The following is an 18,082-nucleotide window of genomic DNA, read 5'->3' as shown; positions in this document are numbered from 1 at the left end:
AAACCCGCCGGACCGGGTGACCCTGCCAGTACCAGGAGGTCACAATGCGTTCAGGTCCCCTCGCTCTCCGTGCCGCAGGGGCGGCACTGGCTCTGGTGCTCGCTCCCGGCGCCGTCACCGCCCTCGCCCACGACGGCGTCCAGGTCACCGCGACCCCGTCCACCGCCGCACCCGGAGCCGACGTCGACGTCCGCGTCCAGGGGTGCAAGGGCACCACCGGCGCCGCCAAGTCCCCGGCGTTCGTCGCGGACGCCGAGCTCACCGGCGGTGACGGCGGCGCCCACGCCCTCTTCGGCGGCGCCACCGTCCGCACGGGCCTTCAGGACGGCACGTACAAGATCACCGTCACCTGCGACGGACACGACCACCGCGACATCGGCACCCTCACCGTCCGCCACCACCAGGAACGGCCGGACCACCGCCCGACCCCGGTCGTCCCGGTCGCCCCGGTCCGCGCGGGCGGCGGCGGCACCGCGGCCTTCGCGGCCCCCGCCGCGCCCGGCGTCGCCCAGACGGCCGGCGAGGCCGGCCTCGGCACCCCGTACACCCTGATCGGCCTCGGCATGGCCGCCGTGGCCGCCGTCGCGGTCGCCGTCCGGAGCTCCCGCCGCCGGCGTACGGAATAGGCGTGGCCGCGTCGAGCCGCCCGGTCACCGGCGTGGCCTGGGCGGTCCTGCTCCTCGGGCTCTGGCTCTGGGGCCACGACACGGCCCGGGGCCCCGGCGGCAGCTCGGCCCCGACGCACGGCGACATCGCGGCGGTCGGCCGCCCCCCGGGCGTGGACCTGCCGCCGTCCCGCCCGCCGATACCGGGCGACGCCGCGCCCCGTCGGGTCGAGCTCCCCGCCCTCGGCATCGACGCGCCCGTCGTCCCCCGAGGCCTCGACGCCACCGGGGCGGTCGACCCGCCGCCGTACGAGCTGCCGCACGCCGTCGGCTGGTACGAGCCCGGCGCCACGCCCGGCGCGGCGGGCCCCGCGCTCCTCGTCGGCCACGTCGACACCGACACGCGCCCCGCCGTCTTCTACGACCTCAGCGCCACCCGGCCCGGCGAGACCGTCCGCGTCACCCGAACGGACGGATCGGTCGCGGTCTTCACCATCGACGACGTCTCCGTCGTCCCCCGCGACGCCTTCGACCCCGCGAAGGTCTACGGCCCGCGCGACGCCGCCCGCGCCGAACTCCGCCTCATCACCTGCGGCGGCACCTTCGACCACGCCACCGGCACCTACACCGCCAACGTCGTGGTCTCCGCCTACCTGACCTCCGCCGGGTGACCGCCGTTCCGCCGTGGGCCCGCGTTCCTCCTCCGGGCCTTCGTCCAGGGGAGACCCCGGCGGGACGCCCGCCCCCACGGGACGCGGCGGGGACGCCACCGCGGCGGGCGCGGGTTTCACGGGGCCGGAAGGGCCCCGCCTCGCGGGGGACGGCGCGACGCCGTGCCACGATGGGCACCCTCCGTCACCCCGAACGCGCCCCGAGGCCCGCATGCCCGCACGCCGAGCCACCGCCGCCCTCGCCCTCCTCGCCGCGACGGTCTGCGCACCCGCGGCCGCCGCACCCGCCCCGCCCCCGGCGGCGGACGCGCCCTATTGGGTGAACCCCGACGGGAAGGCCGCCCGGGCCGCCGCCGCGCACCGCGCCGCGGGCCGCACCGCCGAGGCCGCGCTGCTCGACCGGATCGCGACCCGCCCGGTCGCGGAGTGGATCGGCACCGACCGCCCGGAGGCGAAGGCCCGGGCGGTCACCGAGGCGGCGACGAAGGCCGCCCGGGCCTCGCTGCTCGTCCTCTACGACATCCCGCACCGCGACTGCGGCCTCCACTCGGCAGGCGGCGCGCCCGACGGCGAGGCGTACCTCGCCTGGGTGGACGCCGTCGCCCGGGGCATCGGCCCGCGGCGGGCGACCGTGGTCCTGGAGCCGGACGCGGTGATGCACGTCGTCGACGGCTGCACCCCCGCCCAGCACCACGACGAGCGGTACGCCCTGCTCGAGGCCGCCGTCGAGCGCCTCCAGCGGCAGTCCGGGACCACCGTCCACCTGGACGCCGGCAACCCCGGCTGGGCCGCACCGGAGAAGCTGGCCGAACCGCTCCGGCGGGCCGGCATCGCCGCCGCCGACGGCTTCGCGGTGAACGTCTCGAACTTCCGCACGACCGAGGAGAGCGTGGCGTACGGCCGCGAGCTCTCCGCCCTGGTCGGCGGCAAGCCCTTCGTCGTCGACACCAGCCGGAACGGAAACGGCCCCTACACGGAGGGCGACCCGGCGGAGAACTGGTGCAACCCGCCGGGCCGCGCCCTCGGCGAGCCGCCGACCCTGCGGACGGGCGACCCGCTGGTCCGCGCCCATCTCTGGATCAAGCGGCCGGGAGAGTCGGACGGAGAGTGCCGCGGAGGCCCGAGGGCGGGGGAGTGGTTCGACTCCTACGCCCTGGAACTGGCCCGAAACGCACGGTAGTCGACCACGGTGAACAAGAAGGCCCCTCGCTCTCGCGAGGGGCCTTCCCTGTCGGTGCGCCGCCAGGGACTCGAACCCCGGACCCGCTGATTAAGAGTCAGCTGCTCTAACCAACTGAGCTAGCGGCGCCTGCTGACAGAGATAACTCTACCCGACCTCCAGGGGTGCTCCCGACCAACATCCGTCCCTTCCGTCCCGCCCTCCGGCCTGTCGGATGGTCGTATTGGGCCTTTGATCCGTCAAAATGCGTTTTGTCCAGACAGTTGAGAAACTGACGCCCGAAACGAGGCTTAAAGGGATCTTGACAAGTGTGGAGGGGATCACATGAGCAGCGTGCCGGTCTTCGAGGAATTCGAACCCGCGCCCGACTGCGGCTGCCCGGGCTGTGCCCGCCGCCGCCGCGACCTCGCCCTGGGACTGCCGGTCCGCGCGGGCGGCCACCCGGCGGCCCACGGCACCCGCCGGGCCCTGGTCCTGGTGACGGCGGCGGGCGCGGTGCTGGGCGGAGGCGGGGCGGGCGGCATCGCCACCGCCCTCGCTCCCGTGGCCCCGGCCGACGCGGCGGACGCCGCGCGGGGCGGCGACACCCCGCAGGGCGGCCCCGCCCCGCTGCACGGCCCGCCGGGCGCGCAGGCCGACGGCGGGCCGACGCCCGGCGCCGTTCCGACGACCAGTCAGATCGCGACGGAGACGCTGCGGAAGACGACCCGCACGGAGATCATCAACCGGGCCAAGAAGTGGGTCGCGGCCCAGGTGCCGTACTCGATGGAGAAGTACTGGTCGGACGGGTACCGCCAGGACTGCTCCGGCTACATCTCCATGGCCTGGAACCTGCGCAGCAACGAGTGGACCGGCAGCCTCGACCGCTTCGCCGACCGCATCGACCGGACCGAGCTCCAGCCCGGCGACATCCTGCTCTTCCACAATCCGGCCGATCCGACCCGCGGCTCGCACGTGACGATCTTCGGCGGCTGGACGGACTACACCCACACCTCGTACGTCGCGTACGAGCAGACCAAGCCGCGCACGCGGAAGCAGGCCACGCCGATGGCGTACTGGGAGAACTCCTCGCGGTACGTGGCGTACCGCTACAAGGGCCTGGCCGGCGGCGACACCGGCGCGGGCGGCGGAGCGACGACCCCGCCGACGGGCACGGCGGCGTACCCGGGCGGCTCGAAGTTCGGACCCGGCGCGAACAACGCGCACGTCACGAAGCTGGGGCAGATGCTGATCCAGCGCGGCGCCAAGCGCTACTACGCGACCGGCGCGGGCCCGAGGTGGAGCGACGTCGACCGCCGGGCGACCCAGGCGTTCCAGCGCGCGCAGGGCTGGAGGGGCAAGGAGGCGGACGGCCTGCCCGGCCCGCACACGTGGGCGCTCCTCGTCTCGGGCCAGGGCAGGGACATCGGCGGTTCGAGTGGTTCGAGCGGCCCGAGCACAGATGCGAACGGGTTCCCCGGGCGTGGCTCCTTCCGTCCGGGCCAATCCAACGCATATGTGGAGAAGCTGGGCAAACAACTGGTGAAGCGGGGCTTCGGCAAGCACTACGTGTCGGGACCCGGTCCGCGCTGGACGGAGGCGGACCGCCGCAACGTCGAGGCGTTCCAGCGGGCACAGGGCTGGCGCGGCGCAGCGGCCGACGGCTACCCGGGCCCGGAGACCTGGCGGCGTTTGTTCCGATGACCCCGAGAGCATGAGGTGGACCCCGAATGACGGCAGCACCCCCCAACGACTCCGGCGCGGCGGCCTCGCGCGACGCCGCCCGCACGGCGCGCCGCCTCACCGACGGCACCCTCCCCCGCCGCTCCCCGTCCGCGGAGCCCGCGCCCGCCGGTGAGGGGCCGACGGCCGCCCCGCCGGCCGCGGAGCCCTCCCCGGGTCCGCCGGGCCCGGGACCCACCGTCCTCCCCCCGTCCGATCCGGGCCCGGCACCCTCCCCGCCCGCCGCCCGGGCGGACGCGGCCCGGCCGGGGACCGAGGCCGGGCCGCCGCCCGCCGCCCCGGCCCGGGCGGAGTCCTCCACCGGGCGGGCGCCGACGCCCGCCGTGCGCACCCCCGGCGGGTCCGGAGCGGCATCGTCGCCCGCGTCACGCACGGCCGCCGCCCCGCAGGACCGGACCCCGCAGGACCGGACCCCGCCGGGCGAGGCCCGCGCGCAGGCCCCGGCCGGTCCGGGCCCGGCGCGGGACGTCCGCGCGCCGGCCGATCCGCACGCCGCGCCGACGCCTGCGGGCGCGGGCCCCGCCCCGGCCTCGGCCGTCGCCCCGGCGGGCTCCGCCCGGACGGGCCGTCCCGTCGCGGCGGGCCCGACGGCCGCCGCCCGCGAGGCGGGCGCGGTGCCGCGCACGGCCCCCGTCCCGCAGGGCCAGACCCCGCCCCCGGCACCCATCGACGCCCCGACCGCGACCGTCGCCCCGGCAGCCCCGGCCCGGACGGAGACCCAGGCCGATCCGGGCTCGCCGGAGGGCGTCCGGACTCCGGCCGACCCGCACGCGGCGCCGCCCGCCCCGCCCGCCGTGGTGGGGGGACCCGGGTCGGCTCCGGTCCGCGCGGAGGTCCCGGCCGGGCCGGGCTCGGTGCCCGCCCGCGCGGCCGCCGCCGCGGCGGCGGCACGGGTCACGACGGCCCCGGCCGGGGCCCGCGCCGGGGCGGCGTCCCCGCCGGGCGCGACCTCGCCCCCGGCACCGGCCGACGCGTCGTCGTCCGCGTCGAGTGCCGCCGGTGCCCCGGCGGGCCCGGCCCGGACGGAGACCCAGGCCGGGCCCGGCCCGACGCAGGGTGTCCGCACCCCGGCCGACCCGCACGCGGGTCCGGCCCCGGCGGGCCCGGACCGCGCGGAGGCCCCGGCACCCGGCGGCCGTGCGCCGGTCGCCCCGCACGCGGCGCCGGCCGTCCCGGCGCCTTCGGACGCGGGGCCCGTGCCGGCCGCGGCGCGCCCGGGGCCCCCGGCGGGGGCCGGCTCCGTGGCGGGGCGGGGCCGGATCGGTGAGGGGCTCGGCGCGGCCGGGCTCCCCGGCAGCTCCGACCTGCCGGGGAGCCCGGGGGTCGGCGTGTTCAAGGAGGAGCGGGAGCTGCTCGACTTCGGGCGGATCACCGGGATGCGGGTCGCGTCGGTCGCGGTGCCGGTCGCGGGGGTGGGGCGGCTGCCGCGGCGGAAGAACCTCATCGGGGCGGAGACGACCGGCTCGATCCCGGTCCACCTGCTCTTCCGCGACGGCACCGGCACCGCCACCGGCGCCACCTCCGCCGTCGACGACGACGGCGGTCCCGACACCGTCGCCATGGCACCGCCCACCTCGCGGAACGCGAAGAGGACCGCCGTCCCGAGGCCCGCGACCAAGCACGCCCGCCCCGGCCCCGCCCGGCCCGCGCCGACGGCCGATCCGGCGCTGGTGGAGCGGTCGGCGGCGGTGCTGCCGGGCTGGGCCGGCATCGCCGGCGGGCTGCTCGCGCTCGCGGGGTGCGCGGCGGTCGTGTGGTGGGCGGGCGCCGTGCCCGCCGAGGTCGCGCGCATGCTGGGCCTGCCCCCGCGCCCCTACCACGGCATCCGCCTCGCCCAGTGGGCGCTGCTCGCCCTCGGCGTCCTGGTGCTGCTGTTCGCGGTGGGCGGGCTCGGCCGGGGCCGGGTCGGGTACGCCTGGGTGCTGACGCTGTTCGGCGAGTACCGCGGCACCGTCCGCCGTACCGGACTGGTCTGGGTGAGCCCGATGCTGCTGCGCCGCCGGGTGGACGTCCGGCTGCGCCACTGGCGCAGCGAGCCGCTTCCGGCGGTGGACGCGAAGGGCACCGCGCTGGACGTGACGGTCCTCGTGGTGTGGCGGGTCCGGGACACGGTCCGGGCGGCGCTCGGGGTCGACGACCACGAGGACTACCTGCGCGAGCAGGTGGAGGCGGCGATGGCCCGGGTGCTGTCGCAGCTTCCGGCCGACGCGTTCCACGAGGACGCGCCGACGCTCCGGGACGCGGAGGCGGTCGGCGAGGCGCTGACCCGGATGCTGTCGGCGGACTGCGCCCCGGTCGGCCTGGACGTCTTCTCGGCGCAGCCGACCAGGATCGAGTACGCCCCCGAGGTCGCGCAGGCGATGCGCCGCCGCCGGATCGCGGCGATCGACGCGAAGCACCGGGACAGCGTCCTGACGTCGGTGGTGGACGCGGTGGACGACGTGGTCCACCGGCTGACCAGTCGTGGTCTGGTCGAGCTGGACGACTACGAGCGCAAGTCGCTGGTGAAGGACCTGACGGTGGCGTTCTACACGGGCCGCGGCGGCGCGGGGGAGGGGGCCTGAGGGCCGGTTCCGGTCGGTGTCGCGAGGGCGGTCGGGTCTTCCCTGCCGCCCTCGCCGTTGGTATGGACATGTTCAACTTCCGTCCCTACCTTGGTACTTGGTCTAGACCTAAATCGTTCCCTCGGAACAACTCGCACCACCCGCACGACCCGCATCACCAGCAACACCCGCACGCGTGCACCACGGCCCACGGGCATCCAGAACTCCCCCACGTTCTCCCTGGAGCGACAGCATGCGCAAAAAGACAGGGCTCGCCGCCGTGGCGCTCGGCGTCACGGCCGCCTCGCTCTTCGCGACCAGCACCGCGAACAGTCACGGTTACACCGACTCCCCGATCAGCCGCCAGAAGCTCTGTGCCAACGGCACGGTGACCAACTGCGGCAACATCCAGTGGGAGCCGCAGTCGGTCGAGGGCCTCAAGGGCTTCCCGGCCGCCGGGCCCGCCGACGGCACCATCTGCGCCGGCGGCAACTCCCAGTTCGCCCAGCTGGACGACCCGCGCGGCGGCACCTGGCCGGCGACCAAGGTCACGGCGGGCCAGAGCTACACCTTCCGCTGGCAGTTCACCGCCCGCCACCGCACCACGGACTTCCGCTACTACATCACCAAGAACGGCTGGAACCCGAGCAGCAAGCTCACCCGGGCCCAGCTCGACCCCCAGCCGTTCCTCACCGTCCCCTACAACAGCCAGCAGCCGCCGTCGACGCTCTCGCACTCCGGGACCCTCCCGGCGGGCAAGACCGGCAAGCACCTGATCCTCGCGGTGTGGACCGTCGCGGACACGGCGAACGCCTTCTACGCCTGCTCGGACGTCCAGTTCTGACGCACCGCCGGTCACCTTCCGGGCCGTGACGGCCAGGAAGGCCGGCACGGGCAGCACGACACGGGCGGGCGCGGACACCGTCGCGGAGCTCGTACGGCGCCGGGGCGGCCACCGGACCGGGCCGAGGGGCGAGCACCATGCCCTCGGTCACCACCGGGCCGCCGCCGGCGCCCCCGCACGGGCCGCCCCGCTCGTGGATCTGATGCCACCCCGGCCGGGGGCGAGCCGCACCCCGGCCCGCTGCTCGACACCACGCCGGAGCACCCGCTCCGGCTCGGCGCGGCGGCCCCCGCGGGGGCCGCCGTCGCCGGACCCTGCCCCGCCCGCCGCGGCCGCGCCCCGGCTCCCGGCGGTCCTCGCGCGTCCCGCCGAACGGCACGCGTACGTCCGGACCGTCGTCCCCGTCGGCCGCCGTCCGCGCCTCGCAGGAGCCCACCGGCCTCGCAGGAGCCCACCGGGGTGGGCCCAGCCCTACCCCGGCCGCACCCTCCCGCCCCATGGCCCGAGCCCGCCGCGCCCGCCTACGGTGGCGGCCATGGAAGCGTGTGACGTGCGGCAGGCCCTGTTCCTCCGGCCGTGGCGGTATCCCCTCGGGGCCTGGCCCTGGCGGGCCGCCGGCTATCTGGTGAGCGGGGTCGGCGCGGGCGTCCTCGTCTGCGCGGTGCTCCTCGTGCTGCTGGTCGCCTCACTGCTGCTCGTCGGGATCCCGCTGCTGCTCTTCGGGGGGATCGCGCTCGGCGGGGCGGAGCGGCTGCGGCTGCGGCTCGTGGACCGGCGGCCCGCCGCCGACCCGCACCGGGTGCCCGCCGAGCCGGGGCTCGGGGCCTGGGTGCGGGAGCGGGCGGGGGAGCGGGCGACCTGGCGGGAGCTCGCGTACGCGCTCCTCCTCGCCACCGTCCTCTGGGTGCTCGACGCCCTCGTGCTCGCCGTCGCCGCCGGCGTGCCCGGCGCGCTGCTCGCGACCCCGGTCCTGCTCGCCGCCGACGGACACGAGACCAAGATCCTCAAGGCGGTCCTGGTGACCTCGTACCCGCCGGCCCTCGCCGCCGCCGCGCTCGGCGCGCTCCTCCTCGTCGCCCTCGCCTACCCGCTCGGGCTGTACGCGGCCGGGCGGGCCGCGCTCACCCGGGCCCTGATCGCGCCCCGGGAGCGGGACGGGCTCGGCGAGGTCATCGCCTCGCGGGCCCGGCTCGTCGACGCGTTCGAGGCCGAGCGGCGCCGGATCGAGCGGGACCTCCACGACGGGGCCCAGCACCGGCTCGTCGCGCTCAGCATGACCCTCGGCCTCGCCCGGCTCGACGCGCCGCCGGGCGGGCCGCTGGCCGAGCGGCTCGCGCGGGCGCAGGAGGAGGCGGGACAGGTCCTGGCCGAGCTGCGGGAGCTGATCCACGGGATCCATCCGCACGTCCTCGCCGACTACGGCCTCGGGCCGGCCCTCGCGGACGCCGCCGACCGGACCGCCGTCCCCGTCGACCGCGAGCTCGACGGCCTGCCCCGGCTGCCCGTCGCCGTCGAGAGCGCCGCGTACTTCACCGGCCGGGAGGCGCTCGCCAACGTCGACCGGCACAGCGGCGCCGCCCGCGCCCGGCTCACCGGCCGGCACGACGGCCGGGTCCTCGTCCTCACCGTCGAGGACGACGGGCGCGGCGGCGCCGATCCGGCCCGCGGTTCCGGCCTCACCGGACTCGCCGACCGGCTGGCCGTCCTCGATGGCACACTGACGATCACCAGCCCGCCGGGCGGGCCGACGGTCCTACGAGTGGAGATCCCGTGCCGCGTCAGCTCCGCGTCGTCCTCGCCGAGGACGGCGTCCTCCTCCGCGAAGGGCTGATCGGGCTCCTTGCCCGTTTCGGCCACGAGGTGGTCGCCGCGGTCGGGGACGCGGAGGCGCTGCGCGCCGCGGTCGCCGTCCACGACCCGGACGTCGTCCTCACCGACGTGCGGATGCCGCCCGGCTTCCAGGACGAGGGGCTGCGCGCCGCCGTCGCCCTGCGCGCCGAGCGGCCCGGCCTGCCGGTCCTCGTCCTCAGCCAGTACGTGCAGCGGGACTACGCCGCCGACCTCCTCGACTCGGGCGACGGCACCGGCGTCGGCTACCTGCTGAAGGACCGGGTGGGGCAGGTGGAGGAGTTCGTGGACGCCCTGGACCGGGTCGCCGCGGGCGGCACGGTCGTCGACCCGGAGGTCGTACGGCAGCTGCTGCGCCGCCGCCGGGACCCGCTCGCCGCGCTGACCCCGCGCGAGCGGGAGGTCCTGGCGCTGGTCGCGGAGGGACACTCCAACGGCGAGGTGGCCCGCCGGCTCGTCGTCACCGAGGCCGCCGTCGGCAAGCACATCGGCAACATCCTCGCCAAGCTCGACCTGCCGCCGGCCGAGGACACCCACCGCCGGGTCCTCGCCGTCCTCGCCTACCTCCAGGCCTGACGGGTGCACGAAGAAGGCCCCCCGCTTCCGCGAGGGGCCTTCTTCCGTCGGTGCGCCGCCAGGGACTCGAACCCCGGACCCGCTGATTAAGAGTCAGCTGCTCTAACCAACTGAGCTAGCGGCGCCTGCTGACAGAGAAAATACTACCTGGTCCCGACGGGTGCTCGTGACCACCCCGCCGGGGCGCCCCGCCGGGCCGCTCCCGGGGCCGCGCTCCGGGCGCCTCAGATCGCCAGCGACAGCACCACCGGTGCCGCCCGCCGGTTCAGCGTGTCGGCGGCCGAGCGCAGCCGGTGCGCGTGCTCGATCGGGAGCGAGAGCGCCAGGCAGCCCACGGCGGAGCCGGCCGTGAGCGGCACCGCGGCGCAGACCGTGCCGACGGCGTACTCCTGGAGGTCGAGGACCGGGACGGTCGGCGGCTGACTGTCCAGCTTGGAGAAGAGCACCTTCTCGTTGGTGATCGTCCGCGAGGTGAGGCGGGCGATCTTGTGCCGGGAGAGGTGGTCGCGCCGGCCGTTGAGGTCGAGCTGGGTGAGCAGGCACTTGCCGACCGCGCTGGCGTGGGCCGCCGAGCGGAAGTCGACCCACTCGTTGACCTTGGGCGTGCGCGGCCCGTCGGCGAACTGGGTGATCTTCACCTCGCCGTCGATGTACCGGCTGATGTAGACGGCGGCGCCGACGGAGTCGCGCAGCTCGGTGAGGGTCTCCTGGAGCTTGGCCTCCAGGGCCTCGCGGCGGGTCGAGCCGGAGCCGAGGAGGACCAGGGAGTCCCCGATGACGTAGGCGCCGTCGGAGACCTGCTCGACGTACCCCTCGCGCCGGAGCATGAGGAGCAGCGGCGAGAGGTGGTGGGCGGGGAGCCCCGCCTCCCGGGCGATCTGGACGTCCGACACCCCGCCGCCGTGCCGCGAGACCGTCTCGAGGACGCGCAGGGCGTATTGCACCGAGTGGAACGGCGCGGTGGGCTCGGGCTTCAGCGCCACGGTTTCCCCCTACCAGGTTGTGACCGCATGCTTCCGTACCACGATAGCCGCCAAGGGCCGTTTACGGGGCGGCTGTTGGCGAGAATCGTGCGGAGGGACCCGGCCCTGTACAGGGGCGCGCCACTATGGCATATGACATAGGCATGGGTGGCGCGCAGAGGGTGAGGTCAGGGCGGCGCCGCGTCCTGCTCGCGCACGCGTTCGGACGGCGGGCGGGCGAAGATTTTCTGTGGGGAAGCGGACCCGGAGGCGGATCCTCCGGTGGCTGGAATGTGACCCCCGTCACCCGGATCGCGCCCTTCGTCCCGTAATCGGGCGGCATGGAATAAGTGCCGGCGCACCCCTGTTGCCGCTCCGTTGGACGTACTCGATGGAGGAAGGACCGGACGGTGAGCGAGACCGGCACCCAGTCAGAGGCAGGCACGGCGGACGGCCCCCGGGGGGACGCCATACGCGGGGAGGCCCTGGGTTCCGCTCCCGTGCCCCTCTCCGTCCTCGACCTGGTGACCGTGGGCAGCGGCTCCACCGCGAGCCGGTCGCTCGCCACCAGCGTGGAGCTGAGCCGGCTCGCCGAGCGGCGCGGCTACCACCGGCACTGGGTGGCCGAGCACCACTCGATGCCCGGGGTCGCCTCCTCCTCCCCGGCCGTGATCCTCGCCCACCTCGCCGCCCACACCCGCCGCATCCGGCTCGGCTCCGGCGGCGTGATGCTCCCCAACCACGCCCCGCTGGTGATCGCCGAGCAGTTCGGCACCCTGGAGGCGCTCGCCCCGGGCCGGATCGACCTCGGCCTCGGCCGCGCCCCCGGCACCGACGGCGCCACCGCCGCCGCCCTGCGTCGCACCGACACCCTCCACGAGGGCGCCGACGACTTCCCCGAGCAGCTCGCCGAGCTGACCCGGTTCCTGGACGACGACTTCCCGGACGGGCACCGCTACGCCCGGATCCACGCCGTGCCCGGCCCGGTGCAGGGCCCGAAGGGCCGGCCGCCGGTCTGGCTGCTGGGCTCCTCCGGCTTCAGCGCCCGGCTCGCCGGACTCCTCGGGCTGCCCTTCGCCTTCGCCCACCACTTCTCGGCCCGCAACACGATCCCGGCGCTCGACCTCTACCGGCAGTCCTTCCGCCCCTCCGCCGTGCTCGACGCGCCCTACACCCTCATCGGCGTCGGCGCCCTCGCCGCCGACGACGAGCGGGAGGCGTACCGCCAGGTGCTCACCGGCGCGCTGTCGATGCTGCGGCTGCGCACCGGCCGGCCGGGGCTGATCCCGACGCCGGAGGAGGCGGAGGCGTACGGATTCAGCCCGGTGGAGCGGGAGTTCGCGGACGACTGGCTGGCGAACGTCGTGTACGGCACTCCGGACGCGGTCCGCGAGGGTCTGGACGAGCTGCGGAAGCGGACCGGCGCCGACGAGCTGATGCTGACCGCCAACGTGCACGGCGGGGAGGCGCGGCTGCGGAGCTACGAACTCGTCGCGGACGCCTACGGGATGCCGCGACTCGCCTGAATCTCGGATTCCGGATGGACGACTGGTTCACCGTCGAACCACCTCGCCGGCTTCCCTAAAGAAACCTTAAACCGCTCGTCACACATGGTGGCGAGCGGTTTCGTTTTGTGCTGCACGCCTCTGACGAGGGCTTTCCTCCTCAAATTGGTCTAGTCCTCAATCTGGTTCAGACCATTGACGCGCCGTTCGTGCGGGGGCTATCACTGCTCCAACTCCTGTACGGCACCACCAGTACCCCCCCATCGGAGGACGCTCGTGCACCCCCGTAAGTCATTGATCGCCGCGCTGCTCAGCTCGGCCCTCGCGGCCGGCGCGCTCGCCGCCACCGCGGGCCTCGGCTCCGCCCAGGCCGCCGATGCCTCGACCACCGCCTCCGCCGGCGGGGTGCGCATCGCGTACTACGACCAGTGGAGCGTGTACGGCAACGCGTTCTACCCGAAGCACCTCGACACGCGGGGCATCGCGAGCCAGCTCGACGTCATCAACTACTCGTTCGGCAACATCCACCCGACGAACCTCACGTGTTTCATGGCCAACAAGGCCGCGGGTGACGACAACAACCCGAACGCGGGCGACGGCGCCGGCGACTCCTACGCCGACTACCAGAAGTCCTTCTCCGCGGCCGACTCCGTCGACGGCGTCGCCGACAAGTGGGACCAGCCGATCGTGGGCGTCTTCAACCAGTTCAAGGAGCTGAAGGCGAAGTACCCCCACCTGAAGATCAACATCTCGCTCGGCGGCTGGACCTACTCCAAGTACTTCCACGACGCGGCCAAGACGGACGCGAGCCGCAAGAAGCTCGTCTCCTCCTGCATCGACCAGTACCTCAAGGGCGACCTGCCGGTCGAGGGCGGCTTCGGCGGCCCCGGCACCGCGGCCGGCATCTTCGACGGCATCGACATCGACTGGGAGTACCCCGGCTCCTCCGGCGGCCACCTGGGCAACCACTACGGCCCCGAGGACAAGCAGAACTTCACCCTGCTCCTCGCCGAGTTCCGCAAGCAGCTCGACGCGTACGGCGCGGCCAACGGCGGCAAGAAGTACCTGCTGACCGCGGCCCTCCCGGCCGGCCAGGACAAGATCAAGTACATCGAGACGGACAAGATCGGCGCGTACCTCGACTACGCGAACATCATGACGTACGACATGCACGGCGCCTGGGACGGCGACGGGCCGACGTACCACCAGTCGCCGCTGTACTCCGGCTCCAACGACCCGACCGACGTCATCGCGCCGGGCCAGGAGAAGTACTCGATCGACGCCGCCATCGACTCCTGGATCGACGGCAACCCGGCCTACGGCATCACCGGCGGCTTCCCGGCGAACAAGCTGACCCTGGGCTACGAGTTCTACTACCGCGGCTGGAAGGGCGTGCCCGCCGGCACCACCAACGGCCTCGCGCAGACCGCCACCGGCGGCTCCAACGCCCGCCCGCTCTCCCAGCAGGCCGGCATCGCGCACTACAAGGAGCTCGGCGGCGTCGTCGACAACGCCGCGACGACCTTCTGGGACGACCAGGCCAAGTCCTCGTACTTCTACAAGGACGGCGAGTTCTTCACCGGCCTCAACCAGAAGTCCATCCAGGAGCGGGTGAACTACGGCAAGCAGCGCGGCCTCGCCGGCGCGATGATGTACTCCCTCCTCGGCCTGGACGAGAACGTCACCCTGCTGAAGCAGATCAACACCGCGCTCGGCGGCACCACCGTCCCGCCGACCACGCCGCCCACCACGCCTCCGACCACCCCGCCCACGACCCCGCCGACCACGCCGCCGACCACGCCTCCGGCCGGCTGCGGCTCGCTCCCGGCCTACGTCGCCGGCACGGTCTACAACGCGGGCAACGAGGTCTCCCACAACGGCCGCAAGTGGAAGGCCAAGTGGTGGACCCAGAACGAGGCCCCCGGCACCACGGGCGAGTGGGGCGTCTGGCAGGACCTCGGCGCCTGCTGAAGCCCTGAGCCCGCCCCGTAGGGCCGCATGAACCGCTGCCCCCGCCCGGAATGTCCCTCCGGCCGGGGGCAGTTCCATGCCCGCGAGCCCCCGGGCTCAGACCCGCAGCGGCGTCGTGCCCTCGATCATCGCGGCGATCCGGTCCGGAGCCACCGCCCGCGAGTAGAGCCAGCCCTGCCCGGTGTCGCAGCCGATCCGCCGCAGCCGCGCCGCCTGCCCGGAGGTCTCCACGCACTCCGCCGTCACCGTCAGGCCGAGCCGGTGGGCGAGCTGCACCAGCGCCTCCACGATCAGCTCGTCCGCCGGGTTGGCGTGCTCCTCGTCCTGGAAGCCGCGCACGAAGGAGCCGTCCAGCTTGAGCACGGAGACCGGCAGCCGGCTCAGGTAGGCGAGGTTCGAGTAGCCGGTGCCGAAGTCGTCGATGGCGATCCGCACGCCCATGTCGCTGAGCGCCTGGAGGGCCTGGAGCGGGCGGCCCGCCGAGCCCATCACCGCGGACTCGGTCAGCTCCAGCTGGAGCAGGTGCGGGGCGAGCCCGGTCTCGGCGAGGATCCCCGCCACGTCCGCCACCAGGTCGGAGTCCCAGACCTGGCGCACCGCCACGTTCACGCTCACGAACAGCGGCCGCTCGCGCGGATGGTCCTTCTGCCACTGCCGTGCCTGCTCGCAGGCGGTCCGCAGCACCCACCGCCCCAGCTCCACGATGGAGCCGTCCTCCTCGGCGATCGCGACGAACCGATTCGGCGGCAGCACCCCGAACTGCGGGTGGTGCCACCGCACCAGCGCCTCCACCCCGCGCACCGCCCCGCCGGCCAGGTCGACCAGCGGCTGGTACTCCAGGGCGAACTCCCCGCGCTCCACCGCCGGGCGGAGCGTGGAGGAGAGCGCCTGCCGGGTCATCCGGTGGGCGTTGCGCTCCGGGTCGAAGAGCGTCCACCGGGCCTTGCCGTCGGCCTTGGCCCAGTACAGCGTGGTGTCGGCGGCCTGCATCAGCTCCGTGGCGGTGGTGCCGAAGGCGGCGCGCTCGACGACGCCGATCGAGGCCGAGACGGAGAGCCGCTGCCCGCCCAGGTCGAAGGGCCGTTCCAGAGAGGCGAGCACCGAGCGGGCCAGGTCGGCGAGTTGTTCCGTGCCGGTGGAGTCCTCGACGAGGACGGCGAACTCGTCCCCGCCCAGCCGTGCCACGAGGTGGCCGCCGCTGCGGGTGTAGCCGGCGCTGTCGGCGCACTCGGTGAGCCGCCCGGCGACGGCGGCGAGCAGCCGGTCGCCGACCCGGTGCCCGAGCGTGTCGTTGACCGCCTTGAAACCGTCGAGGTCCAGGTAGCAGAGGCCGATCCGCCCTGTTCTGCCATGGCTGTGTGATCGGTACGACCGGTACGCGCCGGGGGACCGGTACGGCTCCGGGGCGCCGGCCGGCTCGGTCGGTCCGGCCGCGCCGGTGGCCGCCTCGACGCTCTCCGCCGCCGCGCACTCCAGGGCGGCCGAGAGGCGCTCGAAGAAGAGCGCCCGGTTGGGCAGCCGGGTCACCGGATCGTGCATCTGGAGGTGGCGCAGCCGGGCCTGGAGCTCGCGCCGCTCGCTGATGTCCGCGACGGAGAGCAGCACCCGGCCGGTGTCGGGGACCGGGGCGACGGTGACCTCGGCCCACAGCTTGCGCCCGTCGGGGTGCTTGAGCCGGCGGGTGCAGCGGAACCGGGAGCGGCGGCCGCGCAGGACCTCGCGGTAGGCGTGCCAGGTGCGGCCGTCGGCGGCGAGGTCCACGAGGTCGGCGGCGGCCTGCTCCCGCAGGGCGGCGCCGTCGGTGCCGAGGAGGGCGCCGAGGGAGTCGTTGGCGGCGACGACCAGGCCGTCCCGGTCCACGAGGGCCATGGCGAGCCGGGAGACGCGGAAGGCGGCCCGGTAGTCGTGGAGTTCACGCTCCGTGAGTGCCGGGCGGGCCGGCGGGATGCCGGGCGGTTCTGGGTGTGCCGGTCCTTCGGGGGTTCCGCTCACCGCTCGCTCCCGTGGTGCTGGGGGGCCGTTCACATGTGGTCAGGATGGTCGGCCTCCGGACAAGTCTGCCGATCATAGAGCCAGCCCGGGGGACCGTTCCAGCTCCTGGGCGGGGGAGCGGGGGCGCGGGCGGTGTGAGTCCGGACACCGGGCGCCGCCCCTTCGACCGATTCCGCTCGACCCTGACGGACGGCGTCGCCGGAATGACCGATTGTGACTGTCCGTGAGATCGACTCCGCCCGTCTCGCGTCCACCGGGCGCCACGCTCTCACCCGACCGGGGCAGCGGAAATATGCGAAACGACGCGAACCGGCACAAGGTGGGGGAGGTGTCCCGCACTCGCGAACCGGAGGTCCACGTGGAGGGTCAGCAGCCACCCGGGGGAGTGGAGCGCTCCCGGCTGCGCGCCGGAGCCGCCTCGTTCACCGCGCTCGCCGCGCTCGCGGCCACCGGCCTGGTCGCCGGGCCCGCCGCGGCCGCGCCCTCGGCCGGCCCGTGCGCCCTGCCCCGTACCGCCGCCCACCACTCGCTCGGCCTCGACAGCTGGAACGGCTCCTACCCGCGCCCCGACCGCGCCCTCGACGCGGTCATGATCTTCCTGTCGTTCCCGGACGCCGCCCCGCTGACCACCCCGGAGGAGCTGGCCGCCGACCACTTCCCGGCCACCACCGAGTTCTTCCAGCGGGCCTCCTACGGGCGGTTCACCCTGCGCCCGCACCCCCGCACCGTCTGGACGCCGATGCCCCGTCCGTCCACCGCGTACGACATACGGCGTGACTGGGACGCCGGGAAGCGGGCGGAGTACCTGCGGGACGCGGTCGCGGCGGTCGACGACTCCGTGGACTTCTCCCGGTACGACATCGTCTACCTGGTCGCCGACCCGGACGCGCCCGGCGTCGACTCGGACGCCACCAAGGTCGTCAACCTGGAGCACCCGCTGGTGGCCGACGGCGCGAAGATCCGGCGGGTCGTCACCGTCTTCGAGCGACACCCCCCGGACCGGAACGTCCTCGCCCACGAGACCGGCCACGTCTTCGACCTGCCCGACCTGTACCGCCGCCCGGCGGACGGCAAGGGCGACTGGGACACCCACGTGGGCGACTGGGACGTCATGGGCAGCCAGTTCGGGCTGGCTCCCGACCCCTTCGGCTGGCACAAGTGGAAGCTCGGCTGGCTCGACCGCTCCCAGGTGGCCTGCGTCCAGGGCGGCGAGCCCCGCGTGGTCGGCCTGGAGCCCGTCTCCACCGCCCCCGCGACGCCGGAGGCGCGCTCCACCCGGCTCGCCGTCGTCCGCACCGGCCGGGACAGCGTGCTCGCGATCGAGGCCCGTGCCGCCACCGGCAACGACGCCGACACCTGCACCGAGGGCGTCCTGGTCTACCGGGTCAGGGCCCGCGAGGCCTCCGGCGAGGGCCCCGTCCAGGTCGTCGACGCCCACCCGGGCACCGAGGCCTGCTGGGAGCGCTCGGTCTACCCGCCGCTCGCGGACGCCCCCCTGGAGGTCGGGGAGACGCTCACCGTGCCCGGCACGGACGTCCGCGTCGAAGTCTCCGACCGCAGCGAGTCCGGCGTCTGGACGGTGAAGATCACCCCGCCGGGCGCGGACTGACCACCGGGACCGGACGACGCGAAAAGACCCCCTCGCTTCCGCGAGGGGGTCTTT

13 protein-coding genes and 2 tRNA genes are annotated in these 18,082 nt (G+C 74.9%); 11 read left to right on the top strand and 4 right to left on the bottom strand.

Going from position 1 to position 18,082, the window contains the following annotated elements:
• Positions 1–44 precede the first annotated feature (44 nt).
• From IE245_RS06440 to IE245_RS06430, 3 genes are all read left to right on the top strand, one after another.
• Complete coding sequence (locus IE245_RS06440; RefSeq protein ID WP_189945745.1) at positions 45–626, top strand: hypothetical protein; 582 nt, start codon at positions 45–47, stop codon at positions 624–626.
• Entirely contained in the window at positions 623–1,276 is a 654-nt protein-coding gene (locus IE245_RS06435) for a class F sortase (RefSeq protein WP_189945864.1), read from the top strand. Before IE245_RS06440 ends, IE245_RS06435 begins: the two co-directional genes overlap by 4 nt.
• Positions 1,277–1,487: 211 nt before the next feature.
• Positions 1,488–2,456, top strand: a complete 969-nt coding sequence (locus tag IE245_RS06430) for a glycoside hydrolase family 6 protein (protein WP_189945744.1) — start codon at positions 1,488–1,490, stop codon at positions 2,454–2,456.
• A 55-nt stretch (positions 2,457–2,511) separates the two neighbouring features.
• On the opposite strand, the gene IE245_RS06425 is transcribed toward IE245_RS06430, so the two are convergent.
• A tRNA-Lys gene (locus IE245_RS06425) sits at positions 2,512–2,585 on the bottom strand.
• A 195-nt stretch (positions 2,586–2,780) separates the two neighbouring features.
• Between IE245_RS06425 and IE245_RS06420 the strand changes: the two genes are divergently transcribed.
• The 5 genes from IE245_RS06420 to IE245_RS06400 all read left to right on the top strand — a co-directional run bounded on the left by IE245_RS06420 (position 2,781) and on the right by IE245_RS06400 (position 9,989).
• Positions 2,781–4,139, top strand: coding sequence for a peptidoglycan-binding protein (locus IE245_RS06420; RefSeq protein WP_189945743.1), 1,359 nt, complete (start codon positions 2,781–2,783; stop codon positions 4,137–4,139).
• Positions 4,140–4,165: 26 nt separating this feature from the next.
• Positions 4,166–6,742, top strand: a complete 2,577-nt coding sequence (locus IE245_RS36725) for an SPFH domain-containing protein (protein WP_229851104.1) — start codon at positions 4,166–4,168, stop codon at positions 6,740–6,742.
• 232 nt (positions 6,743–6,974) lie between these two features.
• Positions 6,975–7,565: a lytic polysaccharide monooxygenase auxiliary activity family 9 protein gene (locus IE245_RS06410; protein ID WP_189945742.1), complete on the top strand. Its 591-nt coding sequence runs from the start codon at positions 6,975–6,977 to the stop codon at positions 7,563–7,565.
• Positions 7,566–8,100: 535 nt separating this feature from the next.
• Complete coding sequence (locus tag IE245_RS06405; RefSeq protein WP_189945741.1) at positions 8,101–9,396, top strand: sensor histidine kinase; 1,296 nt, start codon at positions 8,101–8,103, stop codon at positions 9,394–9,396.
• A complete protein-coding gene (locus tag IE245_RS06400) occupies positions 9,336–9,989 on the top strand; it encodes a response regulator (protein WP_189945740.1) in 654 nt (217 codons plus the stop codon). Before IE245_RS06405 ends, IE245_RS06400 begins: the two co-directional genes overlap by 61 nt.
• A gap of 51 nt (positions 9,990–10,040) precedes the next feature.
• Here the strand turns inward: IE245_RS06400 and IE245_RS06395 are convergent.
• A tRNA-Lys gene (locus IE245_RS06395) sits at positions 10,041–10,114 on the bottom strand.
• A 99-nt stretch (positions 10,115–10,213) separates the two neighbouring features.
• Positions 10,214–10,972, bottom strand: a complete 759-nt coding sequence (locus IE245_RS06390; RefSeq protein ID WP_189945739.1) for an IclR family transcriptional regulator — start codon at positions 10,970–10,972, stop codon at positions 10,214–10,216.
• 389 nt (positions 10,973–11,361) lie between these two features.
• Here IE245_RS06390 and IE245_RS06385 point away from each other — a divergent pair, with 389 nt between their 5' ends.
• Entirely contained in the window at positions 11,362–12,477 is a 1,116-nt protein-coding gene (locus tag IE245_RS06385; RefSeq protein ID WP_189945738.1) for an LLM class flavin-dependent oxidoreductase, read from the top strand.
• 255 nt (positions 12,478–12,732) lie between these two features.
• The gene (locus IE245_RS06380) at positions 12,733–14,427 is read left to right on the top strand and encodes a glycosyl hydrolase family 18 protein (RefSeq protein ID WP_189945737.1); all 1,695 of its coding nucleotides are present in this window, start codon (positions 12,733–12,735) and stop codon (positions 14,425–14,427) included.
• 96 nt (positions 14,428–14,523) lie between these two features.
• Here IE245_RS06380 and IE245_RS06375 read toward each other — a convergent pair whose 3' ends face one another.
• On the bottom strand, positions 14,524–16,419 hold the full coding sequence (locus IE245_RS06375; protein ID WP_189945736.1) for a putative bifunctional diguanylate cyclase/phosphodiesterase: 1,896 nt from the start codon (positions 16,417–16,419) through the stop codon (positions 14,524–14,526).
• Positions 16,420–16,747: 328 nt separating this feature from the next.
• Between IE245_RS06375 and IE245_RS06370 the strand changes: the two genes are divergently transcribed.
• Complete coding sequence (locus IE245_RS06370; protein WP_373305281.1) at positions 16,748–18,028, top strand: M6 family metalloprotease domain-containing protein; 1,281 nt, start codon at positions 16,748–16,750, stop codon at positions 18,026–18,028.
• The last annotated feature ends 54 nt before the right edge of the window (positions 18,029–18,082 follow it).

The organism is Streptomyces roseolus (assembly GCF_014649855.1).
GTDB lineage: Bacteria > Actinomycetota > Actinomycetes > Streptomycetales > Streptomycetaceae > Streptomyces > Streptomyces roseolus.
The sequence above is the reverse complement of the archived record's forward strand: the minus strand, read 5'-3'. Positions and strand labels throughout refer to the sequence as shown.